The sequence below is a fragment of the Streptomyces sp. NPDC051578 genome (assembly GCF_044454045.1).
In the GTDB taxonomy this organism is placed as follows: Bacteria; Actinomycetota; Actinomycetes; order Streptomycetales; family Streptomycetaceae; genus Streptomyces.
Genome location: NZ_JBITDH010000016.1, coordinates 62,944 through 83,207, shown reverse-complemented (window position 1 = coordinate 83,207; position 20,264 = coordinate 62,944). Strand labels below are relative to the sequence as shown.

Genomic DNA, 20,264 nt, shown 5'->3' with positions numbered 1-20,264 from the left:
GTCGAAGCGGCCGAGGCGGCGCTGACCCGTCACGGTGCCCGCACCGAGCGCCTGGCCGTCGACCCGGCCACCACCACCCGCACCGCACTCGCCGCGCAACTCGCCGCCCATGGGGACTCCACCGGGATCCTCTCCCTCCTCGGCGCCGACGAGCGGGCGCACCCCGATCACCCCGACCTGCCCCTCGCCGCCGTCGGCACCACCCTCCTCGCCCAGGCGGCCGCCGACGCGGAGCTCACCGCCCGGTTGTGGGCCCTCACCCGCGGCGCGGTCGCCGTCTCGCCCGGTGAACTGCCCCGGTCCGCCGGTGCCCAGGTCTGGGGTCTGGGGCGCGGCATCGCGCTGGAGCAGCCGCGCCTGTGGGGCGGGCTGGTGGACCTGCCCGAGACCCCCGGACCGCGGGACTGGGACCGGCTCGCCGCGGCCCTCGCCCGTACCGACGCCGAGGACCAGATGGCCGTCCGCGCCTCCGGCACGTACGGGCGCCGGCTCGTCCCCGCCGGTGCCGCCCCCGCCCGCCGGGCGTACGAGCCGCGCGGCACCGTCCTGATCACCGGCGGCACCGGCGCGCTCGGCGCCCACGTCGCCCGCTGGCTCGCCGGAGCAGGCGCCTCCCACCTGGTGCTCACCGGCCGGCGCGGCCCCGATGCGCCCGGGGCCCTCGAACTGGCCGCCGAACTGCGCGGTCTGGGCGCCGACGTGACCCTCGCCGCCTGCGACGTCTCCGACCGCGCCGCGCTCGACGCACTGCTGGCCGCCCACCCGCCGACCGCCGTCTTCCACACCGCCGGCGTCCCGCACTCCGCGGCCTTCCTGGACACCGGGGCCGAGTTGTTCGCCGAGGTGTACGCGGGCAAGGTCGCGGGCGCCCGCCACCTGGACGAACTGACCCGCGCGCGCGGGCTCGTACTCGACGCGTTCGTGCTGTACTCCTCCGGCGCCGGCGTCTGGGGCAGCGGCGGCCAGAGCGCCTACGGCGCCGCCAACGCCGCCCTCGACGCGCTCGCCGAACGGCGCCGCGCCCAGGGCCTCGCCGCGACCTCCGTGGCCTGGGGCCTGTGGGGCGGCGGCGGCATGGGCGAAGGCGCCGGCGAGGAGTTCCTCAGCAGCAGGGGCCTGCGCGCCATGGACCCGGTCCTCGCGGTCGGGGCTCTCGGCCGGGCGCTCGACCGCGAGGACGTGTGCGTGGCCCTCGCCGACATGGACTGGCCGCTCTTCGCGAAGGGCTTCACCGCCTTCCGGCCCAGCCCCCTCATCGCCGACCTGCCGGGCGTACGGGAGGCGACGGGCGCCGACGAGCCGGACGGACCGGCGGACGACGGCCTGAACGCCCGCCTCGCGGCCGCCGGACCGGCCGAGCGCTTCGAGATCGTGCTCGACGCGGTGCGCCGCGCCGTCGCGGCCGTGCTCGGCCACGCCGGGCCCGAGGACGTCGACCCGGAAGGAGCCTTCAAGGACATCGGGTTCAGCTCCCTCACCGCGGGCGAGTTCGCCGGGCGGCTCAGCGCCGCCACCGGGCGCAAGCTGCCCCCGACCCTCGTCTTCGACTATCCGACGGCCTCCGCCGTCACCGCCCACCTGGTCGAACTCCTCGCCCCCGCGGGCCCCGGGCCACAGGGGGCCGAAGACCCCGAGGAGGACCGGATCCGGGCCGCGCTGGCGACGCTGCCGCTGTCGGCGCTCCGCGAGTCCGGCCTGCTCCCCGCCCTCCTCGCGCTCGCCCCGGGCGCCGAGCCGGCGTACGGGGCTCCCGCGCCCACGCTCCAGCAGCGCTCCGGTGGCGGCGCGTTCGATGACCTCAAGGCCGGCACCAAGGCCGGCGTAGGCGCCGCCCCCGAGGCCGACGAGGTCGCGCACATAGACGACCTCGACGGCGACGCACTCATCGAGCTGGCCCTGCGCGACGCGGCCGCCTGACGCCCGAGCCCCGTCCTCCGCCCGCCCGCCCCGCCGCCCCCGTCCAGAGAGGGACCCACCGATGGCCATGTCCTCCGAGAAGCTCATGGAGGCGCTGCGCACCTCGCTGAAGGAGACCGAACGCCTGCGCAGGCGCAACCGGGAACTGGCCGCGGCCGCGCACGAGCCCATCGCCGTCGTCGGGATGGCCTGCCGCTATCCCGGCGGGGTGGACTCGCCGGAGGGGCTCTGGGACCTGGTCGCCGCCGGGCGGGACGCCGTCGGGCCGTTCCCGCGGGACCGGGGCTGGGACCTGGAGGGGCTCTACGACCCCGACCCCGAATCCTCCGGCACCACCTACTGCGACCAGGGCGGGTTCCTCTCCGGCGCCACCGACTTCGACGCCGCGTTCTTCGGGATCCCGCCCCGCGAGGCCGTCGTCATGGACCCCCAGCAGCGGCTGCTGCTGGAGACTTCGTGGGAGGCTCTGGAGCGCACCGGCCTCGATCCGCGGACCCTGGCCGGCTCCGGTACGGGCGTGTACGTGGGCGCCGCCCACGCCGCCTACGCGAGCGACCCCGACCGGGTCCCCGAGGGGTCGCACGGCTATCTGCTGACGGGCAGTGCGGACGCCGTGCTGTCCGGCCGGATCTCGTACGCCCTCGGCCTCGAAGGCCCCTCCATGACGGTGGAGACGGCCTGTTCGTCCTCGCTGGTCGCCCTGCACCTCGCGGTGGCTGCCCTGCGGCGCGGCGAATGCGGCATGGCGCTGGCCGGGGGCGTCGCGGTCATGCCGGACGCCGCCGCGTTCGTGGAGTTCTCCCGGCAGAAGGGCCTGGCCCCCGACGGCCGGTGCAAGGCCTTCTCGGCCGACGCCGACGGCACCGGATGGGCGGAGGGCGTGGGCGTCCTCGTCCTGGAGCGGCTCTCCGACGCCCGGGAGGCCGGCCGCACCGTCCTCGCCGTCATCCGGGGGACCGCCGTCAACCAGGACGGCGCCAGCAACGGCCTCACCGCCCCCAACGGCCCCTCCCAGCAGCGCGTCATCCGCCAGGCCCTCGCCGACGCCGGACTCGAACCCCTGGACGTGGACGCCGTCGAGGCCCACGGCACCGGCACGCGCCTTGGCGATCCCATCGAGGCGCAGGCCCTGCTGGCGGTGTACGGGCAGGGCCGGCCCGAGGACGCGCCGCTGCGGCTGGGTTCGCTCAAGTCCAACATCGGGCACGCGCAGGCCGCCGCCGGGGTGGGCGGCGTCATCAAGACCGTCCAGGCCATGCGGCACGGGCTGCTGCCCCGGACCCTGCACGCCGAGGAGCCCACCCCGCACGTCGACTGGACGGTCGGCGGCGTCCGGCTGCTGACCGAGCCCGTCCCGTGGCCGGCCGGCTCCCGGACGCGCCGGGCGGGCGTCTCGGCCTTCGGCGTGGGCGGCACCAACGCGCACGTCATCCTGGAGGAGGCACCCCCCGCCCCGGCCCCCGCCCCGCAGGAGGCGCCGCGCGTCGTCCCGCCCCTCGTGCCGTGGTTCGTCTCCGGCCGTTCCGGGCCCGCCCTGCGCGCCCAGGCGGCCCGGCTGCGCGAACACCTCGCCGACGCCCGGCCCTGCCCCCTCGACACCGGCCTCTCCCTCGCCGCCACCCGTACCGCCTTCGACCACCGCGCCGTCGTCCTCGGCGCCTCCTACGCCGACCTCGCCCGCGGCCTGGACGCCCTCGCCGACGGCACCCCCTCCCCGGCCGTCGTCCGGGGTGTGCGCCGGCGCGAGGCGAAGACCGCCTTCCTCTTCACCGGACAGGGCAGCCAGCGCCCCGGCATGACCCGCGAACTGCACCGCGAGCAGCCCGTGTTCGCGAAGGCGTGGGACGCCGTCGCGCAGCGCCTCGACGCCCGCCTGGAACGGCCGCTGGCCGCCGTACTGGACGCCTCGCCCGGCACACCCGACGCGCAGCTCCTGCACCGCACCCGGTACACGCAGGCCGCCCTGTTCGCGGCGGAGGTGGCCCTGTTCCGGCTGCTGGAGCACTGGGGCATGCGGCCCGACGTCCTCCTCGGGCACTCCGTGGGCGAGATCGCCGCCGCGCACGTGGCCGGCGTACTCGGTCTCGACGACGCCTGCGCCCTCGTCTGCGCCCGCGGCCGGCTGATGGACGCGCTGCCGCCGGGCGGCGCCATGCTCTCCGTCCGCGCCGCCGAGGAAGAGGTACGGGACCTGCTGGCCGCGCACCCCGGCGCGGTGGACGTCGCCGCCGTCAACGGCCCCCGGTCGGTGGTCGTCTCGGGCACCGAACAGGCCGTCGAGGCCGTCCGGGCCCGTCTGGAGGAACGGGGGACGAAGACCAGGCGGCTCACCGTCAGCCACGCCTTCCACTCGCCGCTCATGGACCCCGTACTGGCCGAATTCCGCGAGGTCGCGGACCGGCTGGCCTACCACGCCCCCCGCATCCCCGTGATCTCCAACGTCACCGGCCGCCGCGCCGCCGGACAGGACCTGCGCACCGGCGACTACTGGGCCCGGCACATCCGCTCGGCCGTCCGCTTCGCCGACGGGGTGCGCACCGCCCGCGCCCAGGGCGCCGCCACCTTCGTCGAACTCGGGCCGGACGGCGTGCTGTGCGCCATGGCCGAGGACGTACTGGCGGCGCCGGACGCCCCCGGGGCGGCCCCCGCCGACGAGGCGCCCCTGCTGGTGCCCGTACTGCGGCGCGGCCGCCCCGAGGGCGAGACGCTGCTGCGCGCCGTGGCCGCCGCCTCCGCCCGGGGCGCCGCCCTCGACCGCGCGCGCCTCTTCGAGGGAAGCGGCGCCCGTCCGGCCCCGCTGCCGGTGTACGCCTGGCAGCACCGCCGGTACTGGATCGCTCCCGCCGAACGCGGCGGCGCCCGCTCCGGCACCCGCCGCTACGAGGTCACCTGGCGGCCCCTGACCACCCCGCCCCCGGCCGCCCGCCTCGACGGGACCTGGCTGGTCGTCGAACCCGCCCGAGCCGCCGCACCGCTCGGCGAGGCCGCCGAACGGGCCCTGACCGCGCGCGGCGCGACCGTCCACCGGCTGTCCCTGGACGCCGGGGCGGCCGACCTGTCCACCGCCGCCGCCCTGTTCGACGCGCCCGGAGCCGCCCCGGCCGGTGTGCTGTCCCTGCTGGGCACGGCCGAGGACACCGGGTCCGAACCGGTCCCGGCCGCCGTCCGGGCCACGCTGCACCTCGCCCGGGCCATGGCGGTAAGGACCCCCTCCGCCCGCCTGTGGTGCGCGACCCGGGGCGCGGTGGCCGTGGCCGACGGCGAACGGCCCGGGGCCGCGGGTGCCCAGCTGTGGGGCCTCGGCCGGGTGGCGGCACTCGAACTCCACGCGCTGTGGGGCGGCCTGGTCGACCTGCCCGGCACGGACCCGGCCGACGACGACGCCTGGCGGCTGCTCGCCACCGCGCTCGGCGGACCCGAGGACCAGGTGGCCGTCCGCGCCGGACACGCCTACGGCCGCCGGCTCACCGCCGCCCCCGCACCCCGCTCCGGGCGGTCCCCGTACCGTCCGCACGGCACCGTCCTGGTGACCGGCGGGACCGGCGCCCTCGGCGGGCACCTGGCCCGCCGGCTCGCCGCCGAGGGCGCCGCGCACCTGCTCCTCGTCGGCCGGCGCGGCCGCCAGGCCCCGGGCGCCGCGGAGCTCGAAGCCGAACTCCTCGCGCTGGGCGCCAAGGTGACCTTCGCGGCCGCCGACCTCGCGGACCGGGACGCGCTCGCCGCCCTGCTGGCACAGGTCCCCGCCGACGCCCCGCTGACGGCCGTCTTCCACGCCGCGGGCGTTGCGCAGGTCAGTCCCCTCGCGGAAGCCGGGGCCGAGGTCTTCGCGGACGTCTACGCGGGCAAGGTGGCCGGCGCCCGCCACCTCGACGAACTGACCCGGCCCCTCGCCCTCGACGCGTTCGTCCTGTACTCCTCGGGCGCGGGCGTCTGGGGCAGCGCCGGACAGTGCGCTTACGCCGCCGCCAACGCCGACCTCGACGCGCTGGCCCTGCGCCGGCGCGCCGACGGGCTGCCCGCGACCTCCGTCGCCTGGGGCCTGTGGGGCGGCGGCGGAATGGGCGACGGCGAAGGCGGCGCGTACCTGCGGCGCAGGGGCGTACGGCCGATGGACCCGCAGGACGCGCTGACCGAGCTGCTGCGCGCCGTCGCGGCGGGCGAGGCCAACGTGACGGTCACCGACACCGACTGGGGGGCCTTCGCCGACGGCTTCACCGCCTACCGCCCCAGCCCCCTGATCGCGGACCTCGTCCCGGCATCCCCCGACGAGGACCGACCTGCTGCCGCCGCACCGGCCACGACCGCCGCCCCGGCCCCCGCCCGCGACCTGGCCGCCCTGCCCCCGGCGGAGCGTCCCGCCGCCGTCCTCACCCTCGTGCGGGCCGAGGCCGCCTCGGTACTCGGCCACGCCACCCCCGACGAGGTCGAGGCCGACACGCCGTTCCTGCTGCTCGGCTTCGACTCCCTGGCCGTCACCCACTTCCGGCGCGCGCTGAACGCCGTCACCGGGCTCGGCCTGGACGCCGAGGCGCTGTTCACCCACGACACCCCGGCCAAGCTCGCCGCCCACCTGACGGAACTCCTCGGCTCGGAACGCGGCGAACAGGACGCGGCCGCAGCCGCAGCCGCCACCCTCGTCCCGCTCTACCGGGACGCCGTCGCCTCCGGCAGGGTGACCGAGGCCGTCGACGCGCTCGGCGCCGTCGCCACCCTGCGCCCCGTCTTCACCCGCGAACGCCCCCACCCGGTCACGCCCGTACCCCTCCTGCCCGCACCCGGCGCCGAAACCCCCGGCCGGCCGCTGCTCATCGCGGTCAGCGGCACCGCCGCCGTGTCCGGCCCCATGGAGTTCGCCGCCTTCGCCACCGCCCTGGCCGGACGGCGCCCCGTCCTCGCGCTCCCGCAGCCCGGGTTCCGGCCCGGGGAGCCGCTCCCCGACTCCCTCGAAGCCCTGTGCGCGGCGCACGCCGCAGCCGTCACCCGCCTCGCCGCGGGCCGACCGTACGCGCTGATCGGCCACTCCGCCGGCGCCAACGCCGCCCACGCGCTCGCCCTGCACCTGGAGCGCACCGGCCCCGGGCCCGCCGCCCTCGTCCTCGCCGACGTCTACACCCCGAGCGCGCCGGGGGCCATGGGCACCTGGCGGGACGTCATGCTCCGCTGGGCGATGGACCGTACGCCCGTACCGCTCGACGACACCCGGCTGACCGCCATGGGCGCCTACCACCGGCTCCTGCTCGGCTGGACCCCGCAACCCACCCGCGCCCCGGTCCTGCACCTGCGCGCCACCGACCCCATGGCCGCCTGGAACGACCCGCACGAGGACTGGCGGTCCACCTGGGACTCCGCCCACACCGCGCTGGACGTCCCCGGCAACCACTTCACGATGATGACCGAGCACGCCCCGGCCACCGCCCGCGCCGTGGACGCCTGGCTGGACGCGCTGCCCGGCGGCGACCGATGACGAGGAGCCCCATGACCTCAAAACTGCCGCCCGCGCCGCAGCCGCCCGCGACGCAGGCGACCGCCGAGTCCGCCCGGGCCACCGCCCGTCGGGCCCGCGGTGACCAACTCACCCGGGCCGCCCAGTGGTTCGCCGGGATCGCGGGTGACCCGTACGGGCTGATCCTGCGCGCCGGGACCGACGACCCGGCCCCGTACGAAGAACGCGTGCGGGCCCTGGGCCCGCTGCACCACAGCGAGCTGCTGGACACCTGGGTGACGGCCGACCACGCCGTCGCCCGGCAGGTCCTGGAGGGCCCTGCCTTCGACGGACCCGGAGCCGCCGGCGACGACCCGGTCGGCGACCTGCTCCCGTACCGCGGCACCGCCTTGGCCCTCGACCGGGCGGACGCCGCCCGGCTGAGCGCGCTCACCGCCTTCGGCGGCCCCCTGCTGCACGTCCCGGACGAGACCGCGGCCGAGGAGCAGGCCGGCGCGCACGCCCGGACGCTGCTGGCAGGGCTCGGCCGGCGCTTCGACCTCGCCGAGGACTTCGCACGCCCCCTCATGGGCCCCGTGCTCGCCGGACAGCTCGGCCTGCCCGACCACGCGCACGCCGAGTTCGCCCGTCTCCTGCCCGGCTGCCGCCACGCCCTCGACGGCCTGCTCTGCCCCCAGACCCACGCCACCGGCCGGGCCGCCGAAGCCGCCGAACAGGCCATGGGCGCCCTGCTCGCCCGCGCCTTCGAGGGGGCCGGCGCCGATGCGGTGCGGGCCCGTCTGGTCGTGGCCGTCAGCGCCGCCGAGGCCACCGCCGTCCTCGTCGCCAACGCCGTCCGCGTGCTGCTCGCGGAGCCGGGCGCCTGGCAGCGGGTCGCGGCCGGCCCCGCCGCGGCCGGGGCGGCCGTCGCACACACCCTGCGCACCGCACCGCCCGTACGGCTGGAGACCCGCGTGGCCCGCACCGGCGCCACCCTCGCCGGCACCCCGCTCCCGGCCGGGGCGCGGGTGACCGTCCTCGTCGCCGCCGCGGGCCGCGACCCGAGGGCACCCGAGGACGCCGGCCCCCTCGGCCTGCCCCGCGACCTGCACTTCGGGCTGTCCGCCCACCTCGTCGCGGCGAACGCCCGCGCCGCGCTGCGCGTCCTCGCCGAGACCCTGCCGGACCTGCGCACCGCCGGCGAACCGGTGACCCGGCCGCGCTCGCCGGTGCTGCGGGCCCCCGCCCGCTTCCCGGTCGCCACGGCCGGCTGAACCGGCCCGACCGCCCGCCCACCGTCACGAGGGCCCCGAGGGGGAGACGACGTCATGCGCGTCCTGATCACGTGCTTCGCGCACAACACCCACTACTACAACCTGGTGCCGCTCGCCTGGGCTCTGCGCGCCGCGGGCCACGAGGTCCGGGTCGCCAGCCAGCCCGCGCTCACCGAGGTGATCAACGGCTCCGGGCTGACCGCCGTACCCGTCGGCGACCTGGACTCCATCGCCGAGCTGATGACCCGGATCGGCGGCGACCCCACCCCCTACCAGCAGGGCCTGGACTTCGCGCAGACCCGCCGCGGCCCCCTCGGCTGGGAACACGCCCTGGGGCGGCAGACCATGATGACGGCCATGTCGTTCGCACCGCTCAACGGCGACACGACCATCGACGACCTGGTGGACTTCGCCCGCGCCTGGCGGCCCGATCTGGTGCTGTGGGAGCCGTTCACCTACGCGGGCCCCATCGCCGCGCACGTCGTCGGCGCCGCCCACGCCCGGCTCCTGTGGGGGCCCGACGTCATCCTCGCCGCCCGGCGCCAGTTCCTCGAACTGCTCGCGCTCCAGCCCGAGGAGCGGCGCGAGGACCCGATGGCCGAATGGCTGACCTGGACGCTGGAGCGGCACGGCGTCACCCCCGACGCCGCCGCGATCGAGGAGGTCATCGGCGGCCACGCGACCATCGACCCGGCCCCCGCGGGCCTGCGCGTGCCCGCACCCGGCGAGCTGCTGCCGATGCGCTTCGTCCCGTACAACGGCCCCTCAGTGGTCCCCGACTGGCTGCACGCGCCACCCGCCCGGCGCCGCGTGTGCATTACCCTCGGCGTCTCCGCGCGCGAGACGTACGGCCGCGACGCCGTCCCGTTCGAGGAACTGCTGCACGCGCTGGGCGACGTGGACGCCGAGATCGTCGCCACCCTCGACGCGAGCCAGCTGCGGGACCGCGAGGGCCTGCCCGCCAACATCCGGGCCGTCGACTTCGTGCCCATGGACGTGCTCCTGCCGACCTGCGACGCGATCGTCCACCACGGCGGCGCGGGCACCGGCTACACCGCGACCCTGCACGGCGTGCCGCAGATCATCGTCGGTTCGCTGTGGGACGCCCCGCTCAAGGCCGAACTCCACGCCGAGCAGGGCGCCGGCATCGACCTGCCGCCCGAGAAGCTCGACGCGGCCTCGCTGCGGGAGGCCGTCGTACGGGCCCTCACCGACCCCTCGCTCGCCGCGGGCGCCCGCCGCCTGCGCGAGGAGACGCTCGCCGCCCCGTCCCCCGCAGCCCTCGTCCCCGCCCTGGAACGCCTGGCGGCGCACCACGGCCACACCCCCCACCCCAGCCAAGGAGACCCGACGTGACCACCACCGACCTGCGCCCGGACCAGGGCTACACGGGCGGCATCGCCCGCCTCTACGACCTCGTCCACCAGGGCAAGGGCAAGGACTACGCCCGTGAGGCCGCCGACCTGGCGGCCCTGGTCACCGCCACGGTGCCCGGCGCCCGCACCCTCCTCGACGTGGCCTGCGGCACCGGACTCCACCTGGAGCACCTGGGCGCGGTCTTCGACACCGCCGAAGGCCTGGAGCTCTCGCCCGACATGCGGGAGATCGCACAGCGCCGCAACCCGGCCGCGACCGTCCACGCCGGCGACATGCGCGACTTCGCCCTGGACCGTACGTACTCCGCCGTCACCTGCATGTTCAGCTCCATCGGCCACATGCGCGACGAGGACGAACTCGACGCGGCGCTCGCCCGCTTCGCCGCGCACCTCGACCCCGCGGGCGGGGTCGTCGTGGTCGAACCGTGGTGGTTCCCGCAGACCTTCACGCCCGGATTCGTGGGCGCGTCGATCGTGGAGGCCGAGGGCAAGACCATCTCGCGGGTCTCGCACTCCCGGCTGGAGGGCGACGCCACGCACATCGACGTCCACTACCTCATCGCCGAACCGGGCCGGGACATCACGCACCTGTCCGAGAGCCATCTGATCACCCTCTTCGAGCGCGCCGCCTACGAGCGGGCCTTCGAGCGGGCCGGCCTGGAGGTGGAGTTCCAGGAAGGCGGGCCGTCCGGCCGGGGCCTCTTCGTCGGCGTGCGCGCCTGACACGGCCCGCGCACCGGAACGGGCCCGCGCCTGACGGCCCGCGCGCCCGACACGGCCGCCCACCCGAAACGCGGGTCGCGATCCGGCGGGAACCCGGGACACGAACGCCCGGGACCCGGTCGAGGACCACTCGGGTCCCGCCGGAGGAGCCGGGCCGCCGGGAGCGTCCCACGGGACCCGGCGGCCCGTGGGACGGTCCCCGCACCGCCGCCCCAGCGGTCACACCAGCCCGCCTGGAACCGGGGACAGGTCCGGTCCAAGGTGGTGCGGCCACTGCCCGGCCCCCCGGTCCGGCCCGCCCGTGGTGGCCAGGTCACCACTCCTTCCGCACCCCGTCCGGACGCCCCCGTGTCCGGTTGACGCTCGTTCAAGACGGAAGTTACGTTCCCCGGCATCTGAGGTTCCGTCCTATTTGACCGTTGGGGGCAGCGATGACGGGGGAGTCGGCGACCCTCCTTGGCCACACAGAAGAGGACGTACTGCGCGTCCTGGAACTCCTCGCGAGCGAGGCACCCGCCCGCTCCTACGACGAACTCGTCGCCCGCGCCCGCAGGTCCGGCGACACCCGCCGGGCCGAACGGCTGGAGCGAGCCCGGAGCCTGGCCCTGGAAGTCAGCGGGCTCTTCGAACGCCGCAGCCGCCGCGAGGCCGACCTGGCCTCCCTCGTGGACGCCGCCCGCGACCTCACCCGGCCCGGCGGCCTCGACGCGACCCTGCGCCTGATCACCCGCCGCGCCCGGCTCATGATGAACACGGACCTCGCCTGCACCGTCCTGCTGGACGAAGACACCGGCGACGCCGTCGTCAGCACCGCCGACGGCGCGGTCAGCGCCCTCACCGTCGGCTACCGCGTGAGCGGCGCCGCCTTGCCCGCCGGCGTCCCCGGCGAACAGCCCGCCCCCTTCTGGACCGCCGACCACCTGGGCGACGACCCGCCCACCCCGGCCGGCGCGCTCGACGAGGTCCTGCACGCCGAATCCCTGCACGCCGTGCTCGGCGTGCCGCTGCGCGCCGACGACCGCCACCTGGGGCACCTGTACGTGGCCGCCCGCGGCATCCGCCACTTCACCCCCGAGGAGGTCGCGCTGATGTGCTCGCTCGCCGACCTCGCCGCCGTCGCCATCGGGGCCGCCCGGGACCTGGAGGACGTCCACACCGCCAACGCCGAACTGGAGGAGTCCGGGGCCCGCGTACGCGCCTCGCTCAGTGACGCCCTGCGCGCCAACAGCGTCCAGGACGAGCTGGTCCGGCTCGTCCTGGACGGCGCCGGCCTGGACGGACTCCTCGCCCGCGCCGCCACCGAGCTCGGCGGCAGCCTCGCCGTGCAGGGGCAGGGCGGCGAGCGTCTCGCCGAGCACGGCCGCACCCCCCGCCCCGACCCCCTGGAACTGGCCCGGGTACGGCTCGACGCCGCCGCCACCGGCATCGCCTGCCCCCTGTCCAGCGGCACCTGGGTGGTGCCGCTGTCCGTCCGCTCCGAAGACGTCGGTTGCCTCCTGTTCCACCCCGAGGACGCGAGCGCCGCGCCCGGTGAGCAGATCCTGCTGGCCTACGCCCGCACGGTCACCCTGCTCCTGGTCATGCAGCGCTCCACCGCCGTCGAGGGCCAGGTGCGCGACGAGCTGCTCGCCGACCTGACCACCTGGGACGGACCCTCCGACCGGGTCGTGGAACGGGCCGGCCGGTTCGCCGCCGAACTGCACCGCCCGCACGTGGTGGTCGTCGCCCACCCCCGGACCGGGGCCGCCGACCTCGTCGAGAGCTGGGCCACCGCCTACGCTCGCCGCCACCGCGGCATGAAGACCGTCCAGGGCGACCGGCTCGTCCTGCTGCTGCCCGGCGAGGACGCAGCCGCCCGCGCCCGCGAGGTCCGCGCCGAACTGGCCGGCGCCACCGGCGCCCAGGTCACCGTCGGTTCCTGCGGGCCCACCCGGGGCGCCGACGGCGTGCATCCCGCCTACCGGGAAGCCGTGCGCTGCCTGGAGGCCCTCACCGCCCTCGGCGGAGCCGGCCGCTCCGCCGCAGCCGCCGAACTCGGCTTCCTCGGCATGCTGCTCGCCGAGGAAAACGATGTCACCGGATTCGTGGAGCGGACCCTGGGGCCGCTGCTCGACCACGACGCGGAACGGTTCGGGAACCTCGTGGAGACCCTCCAGGGCTGGTTCATGGCCGCCGGCAGCCCCACCCGCGCCGCAGAGCTGCTCTACGTACACCCCAACACGGTCTCGCGCCGCCTGGAGCGCATCACCCAGCTGCTCGGCCGGGACTGGCAACACCCCGACCGGGCACTGGAACTTCAGCTCGCCCTGCGACTGCGACGGGCCCGAACCTCCCTCGACCCCGAGCCCGCCGGCCCCCCGTCACCATAGGGACCGCGGTCAGCGCGGCGGCGCCCCGGTGCGCGCCCGAGGCCAGCATCCGCTCGGCGTGCGCCAGCGACACGAGTGTGGCGTGCCGGTGCCAGCCGTGGTACGAGCGCCCCTCGAAGTCCAGGGCCCCCACGGCCAGCCCGGTGCGGCGGAAGTCGGCGTCGGCGCGCCCGATCAGCCTGCCCAGCCCCAGCAGCGTCCCGCGGCCCGCCCCCGTCATGTTCGTCAGCCACAGCTCCGACACCTCCCGGCTGTCCGGCGACCACACCCCGACCAGCGTCAGCGCCGCCGAGGCTCCCGGGCCGCCCGGCAGCCGCACCGGGAGCAGCGCCACCATCGACGTGCGCGGCAGTCCCGGCCCGGCCGGGTCGAACCACTCCACGGGCCGCCGCTGGGAGCGGGCCAGCTCCGCGAGCAGGGTCGCCGAACCGGCCGCGACCCGGCTCCGCCCCGCCGACAGGTTCGGGGCGAGCAGTCCCGTACCGCCGCCGATCCGCAGCAGGAACGACAGCCCGGCCTCCGAGAAGGCCTCTACCTGTGCGGGCAGCGGCTCCTCCCGGGCGTCGGCCACCACGGGGACCTCCGAGGCACCCCACGCGGCCGTCTCCAGGACCATGTCCACGGCCGGCGCCCGCGCCGCACCCTCGTCCATGGAGTCGGGTATCGCCGCCCGCTGACGCATCTCGGCGTCGTCGAGCCAGTCGCCGCTCAGCGACAGCCGCCAGTTCACCGGAATCGCCGCCGCGCCCGAGGCCAGCCACAGCCCGTACCCGTGCTGGCTGTTGACGACCTGGCCCAGCTGCGGCACGAACCTGCGGCCCACGCCCACCGAATGCCGGCCCGTCTTGGGGATGACCAGCGGCCGCACCACCCACGCCCGGGGCGCCAGCAGCCGGTCCAGGGCGCAGGCCAGGCGGGCGCGCAGCGGCGACCAGTCCCAGGTCGAGCAGCTGATGAAGTGGTGCAGGCTCTGCTCCGCGGCCCGCTCGTCGGTGCTCGCGGCCAGGTTGCGCATCGTCTTGCGGCCGGGCGCGGTCAGCAGCCCGTCCACGTACAGCTCGCCCTTGTGCCGCTGGTCCCGGCGGCGCAGCGAACCCAGTACGGACGCGCGCAGCGCCCGGGCCTCGGCGGCAGGATCACGCGGCAGTGCTTCGGCTTCCTCCGCCGGGCGGATGGCCCTCATGACGCTCCTCGGGGTCGGCGCCCCGAAACGCGCTGGCCGGGGGCGGTTCACTGGATCCCCTCCACCGTCCCCGCACCGGCGGGCACCGGCCAGGTCGGCCGGAAACACACTTCCCGCCCACCGGCCGCCACCGCCCCCGCCGGGCCCGGGGCCGCTCCCGGACCGTCCCGGGGTGGTGACCGGGCCACCACCCCGGGCCGCCGGAGGGCCGCCACGGGCCCGCTACGACGCTCAGCAGGCCCGGCGGACGGGTCACCGGAACCGGTGGATCCCGCTCCCCGCAAGGCATCCGGCCCCCGCGCGGGTGCGCCGCGAAGAGTGTGGCGGGCCGACCTCGTCCGCGGGACGGATCTCGGGAAGCGTGGAGAGGCGCGTACGTGGCGCCCGTTTTGTCGCTCGACCCCCGCGTGAACCCGGCACGAACCCCGCACCACCCCCGAGCACCAACCCCGCACGACCCCCAGGAGAGACGCATGCTGTCCCGCAGGCCAGGGAGGCGAATACCCCGCCTCCGCACCAGATTCCGGACCGGCGGGCGCCCCGGCCGCGCCGCGCGCCTGCTCGCCGTCGGCTGCGTACTGCTGTGCACCGGCGGCCTGCTCACCGCGGGCTCCGCCGGAGCGGCGACGGCCCCCGCACCCGAAGGCACCGCCCGGGTCCGGGCCCTGGTCGCGCAGATGACCCTGGACGAGAAGCTGTCCTTCGTCCACTGGACGGCCGGCCCCGCCGGCGGCCCCCTCGCCAAGGGCGTCGGCTACCTCCCCGGCGTCCCGCGCCTGGGCGTCCCCCCGCTCCAGGTCTCCGACGGCCCGACCGGCGTGCGCATCAACGGCGCCCGCTCCACCGCCCTGCCCACCCCCACGGCGCTCGCCGCCACCTTCGACGACTCCCTCGCCACCGCCTACGGCAAGGTCCTGGGCCACGAGGGCCGGGCGCTCGGCCAGGACGTCGTGCTCGGCCCGATGGTCAACACCATCCGGGTACCGCACGGCGGCCGCAACTTCGAGACGTTCAGCGAGGACCCGCTCGTCACCGCCCGCACCGCCGCCGCCCAGATCAAGGGCACCCAGAGCCAGGGTCTGATGGCCACGGTCAAACACTTCGCGGGCAACAACCAGGAGAGCGACCGCTTCACCGTCGACGCCTCCATCGACGAGCAGACCCTCCAGGAGATCGAACTCCCCGGATTCCGCAGCGCCGTCGACGCCGGCGCCGCCGCCGTCATGTGCTCCTACAACGGCGTCAACGGAACCCACTCCTGCGGCAACGACCAGCTGCTCCAGAAGGTCCTGCGCGAACAGTGGGGCTTCCGGGGCTGGGTGATGTCCGACTGGCTCGCCACCCACGCCACCACCGACATCACCAAGGGCCTCGACCAGGAACTCGGTCTGGAGATGGGCAAGCCCACCGACCCCGTCCCCGACTCCACGTACTTCGGCGCCTCCCTGCGCACCGCGCTGCGCGACGGCGCCGTCCCCGAAGCCACCCTCGACCGCTCCGTCACCCGCATCGTCACCCAGATGGAACGCTTCGGCCTCCTCGACGCCCCCGCCCCCCGGCGGCCCGTGCGCGACGCCCAGGCCGGCCGGGACACCGCCCGCCGCATCGCCGAGAACGGCGCCGTCCTGCTGCGCAACACCACCGCCGCGGGCCGTCCCGCCCTGCCGCTGACCGGGGCCGCCGCGAGCGACCTCGCCGTCATCGGCGACAGCGCCCTGCGCCCCAAGGTCTCCGGCCTCGGCAGCGCCCACGTCGTACCCGACGCCGCCCAGGCACCCCTGGACGCCCTGCGCGAACGCGCCGGCACGGGGGCCTCCGTACGCTACGAACCGGGCATCGACCGGCTCGGCACACCGCTGCCCGCCGAGAACCTCCGCCCCGCCTTCACCAACGGCAAGCAGCTCGACGCCGGCGATGACCGCGCCTTCTACGACGGCACCCTGACCGTCCCCGCCGACGGCGACTACCGCCTGGGCCTGCGCGTCGACGGAGGCCTGGCCGTCCTCCAGGTCGAAGGCCAGGACCCCGTCTACGCCGCCGACTCGTTCAGCGAGACCACCAGCGTCGTCCTGCGGCTCACCCGGGGCACGCACAAGCTGTCCATGAGCGGCTGGGCCTGGCCCGACCGCCCGCTGTCCGTGGACCTCACCTGGGTCACCCCGGAGCAGGCCGCCCAGAACCTCCAGCGCGCCGTCACCGCCGCCTCCGCCGCGAAGACCGCCGTCGTCTTCGCCCAGGACGAGGGCTCCGAGGGCTACGACCGGCCCTCCCTCTCGCTGCCCGACGGGCAGGACGCGCTGATCTCCGCCGTCGCCAAGGCCAACCCCAACACCGTCGTCGTCCTCAACACCGGCTCCTCGGTGCTGATGCCGTGGCTCTCCTCCACCGCCGCCGTCCTCGACATGTGGTACCCCGGCCAGGAAGGCGCCCGGGCCACCGCCGCCCTGCTGTACGGGGACGCCAACCCCAGCGGCAAGCTCACCCAGACCTTCCCCGCCGCCGAGGACGCCCAGCCGATGGCCGGGAACCCCAAGCGGTTCCCCGGAGTCGACGGCAAGCAGGAGTACAGCGAAGGCATCCACGTCGGCTACCGCTGGTACGACCAGCAGGGCGTCACCCCGCTGTTCCCCTTCGGCCACGGCCTGTCCTACACCACCTTCGACTACCGCGACCTCGCCGTGGAACGCACCCCCGCCGGCGGCGCCGTCGTCCGGGTGAGCGTGCGCAACAGCGGCGCCGTCGCCGGCAAGGAAGCCGTCCAGGTCTACCTCGGCCCCAGCGGTCTCGTCAGCGCCCCACAGGCCGTCAAGAAACTGGCCGGCTACACGAAGGTCGCCCTGGAACCCGGCGAGGAGAAGCGCGTCACCGTCCCCGTCGACGCGCGCCAGCTCCAGTACTGGAACACCCAGCGGCACGCCTGGCAGAACGCGCCGGGCCCCCGCACGGTCTCCGTCGGATCCTCCTCGGCGGACATCCGCCTCACGGGCCGCCTCACCCAGTGACCCACCACCACCCACCACCTCTGAGAGGAAGCGCATGACCGCAACAGAGCAGCCCAGGACCCCCGGGAACCCGATCGGGACCGCCGCCGCGATCAACGCCGGTGAGGACACCGGGCTGCGCCACGTCGCCGCCCTGTCCACCGAACTGCGGGACGTCGTCGAGGTCGAGCAGCGCCAGGTCCGCCTGGAGCGGGTGGTGCTGGTCGGCGTGTGGACCTCCGGCACGGTCGCGGAGGCCGAGAGCTCGCTCGCCGAGCTCGCCGCCCTCGCCGAGACCGCGGGCGCCCTGGTGCTCGACGGTGTGATCCAGCGCCGCGACAGGCCCGACCCGGCGACGTACATCGGCTCGGGCAAGGCGAAGGAGCTGCGCGACATCGTCGCCGAGAGCGGCGCCGACACGGTCGTGTGCGACGGCGAGCTGAGCCCGGCCCAGCTCGTGCGCCTGGAGGAGTTCGTCAAGGTCAAGGTCGTCGACCGGACCGCCCTGATCCTCGACATCTTCGCCCAGCGGGCCACCTCTCGCGAGGGCAAGGCCCAGGTCGCGCTCGCGCAGATGCAGTACATGCTGCCGCGGCTGCGCGGCTGGGGCGCCTCGCTGTCGCGGCAGATGGGCGGCGGCGGCGCCGGCGGGGGCGGCATGGCCACCCGCGGCCCCGGCGAGACCAAGATCGAGACCGACCGGCGCCGGCTGCGCGACAAGATGGCCAGGATGCGGCGCGAGATCGACGAGATGAAGACCGCCCGCGACCTCAAGCGCCAGGAGCGCCGCCGCAACAAGGTCCCGTCGGTGGCCATCGCCGGCTACACCAACGCGGGCAAGTCCTCGCTGCTCAACCGCCTCACCGGGGCCGACGTCCACGTCCAGAACGCCCTGTTCGCCACGCTGGACCCCACGGTGCGCCGCTCCGAGACCCCGGCCGGACGGGCCTACACCCTCGCCGACACGGTCGGATTCGTCCGGCACCTGCCGCACCAGCTCGTGGACGCGTTCCGCTCCACCCTGGAGGAGGTCGCCGAGGCGGACCTGATCCTGCACGTCGTGGACGGCTCCCACCCGGACCCCGAGTCCCAGATCGAGGCCGTGCGCGCCGTCGTCGGCGAAGTCGGCGGCGCCGGCGTGCCCGAGGTCATCGTGGTCAACAAGGCCGACGCCGCGAGCCCCGAGGCCCTGGAGCGGCTGCTGGCGGCCGAGCCGGGCGCGGTGGCCGTCTCCGCCCGCACCGGGGAGGGCGTCCCCGAGCTGCTGGCGCGTATCGAGGCGGAACTCCCGCACCCCGAGACGCAGGTGGAGGTGGTCATCCCGTACACCGAAGGACACCTGGTCGCAAGGATCCACGCGGACGGCGAGATCCTCGCCGAGAGCCACGGCGAGACCGGCACCCACCTGCGCGCCAACGTGGACGCCGCCCTGGCCGCGGAGCTCGCGGACTACGTGGCCTGAGCGCGCCCCGATGACTCCCCGTATCCGCCGGGGAAATCGGCCCGGAGGCCGGTTTTCGCAAAGGCGGACGGGGCACCGGCCGAAAGGGCCGGAGCAAGGCCCGGGCGGGTGGCGGGATTCGTTCCCCCAGCGGGAAAAGGGCTTCGCCGCAAGCCCGCTCGGGTGTCAGACTAAAGCAGCTCTGGAATTGCTCAGGAGGTAACCCATGACCGATACGCCGGAAAACAACGCCGCCGAGAACGACGGCAAGCGCAAGTTCCGTGAGGCTCTGGAGCGCAAGGCACGCACCGCCATGTCGCAGCAGGCCCAGCACGAGGGCCGGCTGAAGCTCAAGGGGTACAACGGACCCAACGGTCAGAACCGCAGCTTCCGCCGCAAGTCCGGCTGAGAGCGGCCCGGTACACCGCCCGGCGACCGCCCGGCAACCCGAAGGGGCCGCCGCGATCCGATTCCCCTCCCGGATCGCGGCAGCCCCTTCTCCGCGTCGCCCTGTAGAACCGCTCGAATGCCGCTGTAGTACCGCTTGAGCGGACCTCCCCCGCTCTCGGGCCGTGGTCGCCATCCGGCCTTTCCCGGCCGTCGCCGGTCCCTTCGCAAAACGCCGCGAACCACACCGTTCCCTCGGTTTCCTCTGGCCAGGACCCCTGCCCGACCGCCGGGGGCGCCCCTGCCGCCCGGTCCTCGTTACAGGACGTAAGTGGTCTCGTTGCGGCCGAGCAGATAGCCGAGCTGTAATCGGTTGAGCGCGCCCAGTTCCTGCTTGATGGCGGCGATGTGGGCCTGGAGGGAGCGTTCGCTGATGCCGATCCGGCGGGCGATCGCCTTGTCCGAATATCCCTCCACGAGAAGTCTGCTGATGGATTCCCGGATGGCGGGGACCACCTCGTCGGCCGCCTTCGCCGCGTGCAGCGGGACGAACGGAAAGGGCTTGGCCCGGTCCCAGGCCTTGTCGAAAGTATCGCGCAGGAAACGGATGATGGTGGGTTCGGTGATGGATATCGCGGTCGTGCGTTCCTCGTTCGCCGAGATGAAGGCGACGTCGTCCACGATGATGAGCCGGTCGAAGAATTCCTCCAGGGTCCGTACCTGGGCCCCGTATTCGGTGACCGTGCGCACGTAGTCCTTCGTGGCCTCGTCGAAACGGGTGGTGTGCTGGTAGAGCGTCCGCATGGATATGCCCGCCGCGATGTGCCGGCGTACGGATTCCAGTGCTTCCTTCAATACCGCGCTCGGCCGTGCCCCGTCCGGCTGGGCGGTCAGGATTTCCCGGCGCACGGCGCCGAGCGCCTCGTTGATCGCGGTGGAGATGCTGCCCAGCCCGTGCAGGTAGCGCACTCCGGGGCCCACGACCTGCTCGTCCGGGCCGGCCTCGATCTCCGGCAGGGCGGCCGCGCGCGTGGCCTGCTGTGCGGCTTCCTGCGCCAGCAGGCCGAGGTGCGTTGCGAGTTCCCGCAAGAAGGCCTGCGGTTCCTCTCCCGCGGGCGCACGAGGCTCCTCCGGTGCTCCGTCTTGTCCGGATTTGACGTATTTAACTACGTCCACAGGCCACCCCTATCT

Annotated in this window: 10 protein-coding genes and 1 pseudogene; 9 read left to right on the top strand and 2 right to left on the bottom strand. The window is 75.5% G+C overall.

The window, feature by feature from the left end; genetic code table 11:
* The 6 genes from ACIA6C_RS32615 to ACIA6C_RS32590 form a co-directional block, all read left to right on the top strand.
* A partial coding sequence (locus tag ACIA6C_RS32615; RefSeq protein WP_399281301.1) for a beta-ketoacyl reductase occupies nucleotides 1–1,917 on the top strand: 1,917 nt, incomplete at its 5' end.
* 61 nt (nucleotides 1,918–1,978) lie between these two features.
* Nucleotides 1,979–7,381 carry an SDR family NAD(P)-dependent oxidoreductase gene (locus ACIA6C_RS32610; RefSeq protein ID WP_399281300.1) on the top strand — a complete coding sequence of 1,801 codons (5,403 nt, stop codon included), beginning with the start codon at nucleotides 1,979–1,981 and terminating at the stop codon, nucleotides 7,379–7,381.
* An 11-nt stretch (nucleotides 7,382–7,392) separates the two neighbouring features.
* On the top strand, nucleotides 7,393–8,613 hold the full coding sequence (locus ACIA6C_RS32605) for a P450-derived glycosyltransferase activator (RefSeq protein WP_399281299.1): 1,221 nt from the start codon (nucleotides 7,393–7,395) through the stop codon (nucleotides 8,611–8,613).
* 54 nt (nucleotides 8,614–8,667) lie between these two features.
* The gene (locus tag ACIA6C_RS32600) at nucleotides 8,668–9,969 is read left to right on the top strand and encodes an activator-dependent family glycosyltransferase (protein WP_399281298.1); all 1,302 of its coding nucleotides are present in this window, start codon (nucleotides 8,668–8,670) and stop codon (nucleotides 9,967–9,969) included.
* A complete protein-coding gene (locus ACIA6C_RS32595) occupies nucleotides 9,966–10,712 on the top strand; it encodes a class I SAM-dependent methyltransferase (protein ID WP_399281297.1) in 747 nt (248 codons plus the stop codon). Before ACIA6C_RS32600 ends, ACIA6C_RS32595 begins: the two co-directional genes overlap by 4 nt.
* A 431-nt stretch (nucleotides 10,713–11,143) precedes the next feature.
* Nucleotides 11,144–13,081, top strand: a complete 1,938-nt coding sequence (locus tag ACIA6C_RS32590; protein ID WP_399281296.1) for a helix-turn-helix domain-containing protein — start codon at nucleotides 11,144–11,146, stop codon at nucleotides 13,079–13,081.
* Between the two features lie 571 nt (nucleotides 13,082–13,652).
* Here ACIA6C_RS32590 and ACIA6C_RS32585 read toward each other — a convergent pair.
* Nucleotides 13,653–14,264, bottom strand: a pseudogene (locus ACIA6C_RS32585) (transposase); the annotation flags it as partial.
* Between the two features lie 473 nt (nucleotides 14,265–14,737).
* Between ACIA6C_RS32585 and ACIA6C_RS32580 the strand changes: the two are divergent.
* From ACIA6C_RS32580 to ACIA6C_RS32570, 3 genes are all read left to right on the top strand, one after another.
* Entirely contained in the window at nucleotides 14,738–17,266 is a 2,529-nt protein-coding gene (locus ACIA6C_RS32580; protein ID WP_399281295.1) for a glycoside hydrolase family 3 protein, read from the top strand.
* A 34-nt stretch (nucleotides 17,267–17,300) separates the two neighbouring features.
* Nucleotides 17,301–18,707 carry a GTPase HflX gene (gene hflX, locus ACIA6C_RS32575; protein WP_399281294.1) on the top strand — a complete coding sequence of 469 codons (1,407 nt, stop codon included), beginning with the start codon at nucleotides 17,301–17,303 and terminating at the stop codon, nucleotides 18,705–18,707.
* 205 nt (nucleotides 18,708–18,912) lie between these two features.
* Nucleotides 18,913–19,095, top strand: coding sequence for a DUF5302 domain-containing protein (locus ACIA6C_RS32570; RefSeq protein ID WP_190186761.1), 183 nt, complete (start codon nucleotides 18,913–18,915; stop codon nucleotides 19,093–19,095).
* A 296-nt stretch (nucleotides 19,096–19,391) separates the two neighbouring features.
* Here ACIA6C_RS32570 and ACIA6C_RS32565 read toward each other — a convergent pair whose 3' ends face one another.
* Entirely contained in the window at nucleotides 19,392–20,162 is a 771-nt protein-coding gene (locus ACIA6C_RS32565) for a helix-turn-helix transcriptional regulator (protein WP_361138164.1), read from the bottom strand.
* Nucleotides 20,163–20,264: the final 102 nt, after the last annotated feature.

Excerpts from the sequence above, each read along its gene's own strand:
- ACIA6C_RS32605 (WP_399281299.1), top strand. The coding sequence starts at position 7,393 with ATGACCTCAAAACTGCCGCCCGCGCCGCAGCCGCCCGCGACGCAGGCG.
- hflX (WP_399281294.1), top strand. The coding sequence starts at position 17,301 with ATGACCGCAACAGAGCAGCCCAGGACCCCCGGGAACCCGATCGGGACC.
- ACIA6C_RS32600 (WP_399281298.1), top strand. The coding sequence starts at position 8,668 with ATGCGCGTCCTGATCACGTGCTTCGCGCACAACACCCACTACTACAAC.
- ACIA6C_RS32570 (WP_190186761.1), top strand. The coding sequence starts at position 18,913 with ATGACCGATACGCCGGAAAACAACGCCGCCGAGAACGACGGCAAGCGC.
- ACIA6C_RS32580 (WP_399281295.1), top strand. The coding sequence starts at position 14,738 with ATGCTGTCCCGCAGGCCAGGGAGGCGAATACCCCGCCTCCGCACCAGA.
- ACIA6C_RS32610 (WP_399281300.1), top strand. The coding sequence starts at position 1,979 with ATGGCCATGTCCTCCGAGAAGCTCATGGAGGCGCTGCGCACCTCGCTG.
- ACIA6C_RS32590 (WP_399281296.1), top strand. The coding sequence starts at position 11,144 with ATGACGGGGGAGTCGGCGACCCTCCTTGGCCACACAGAAGAGGACGTA.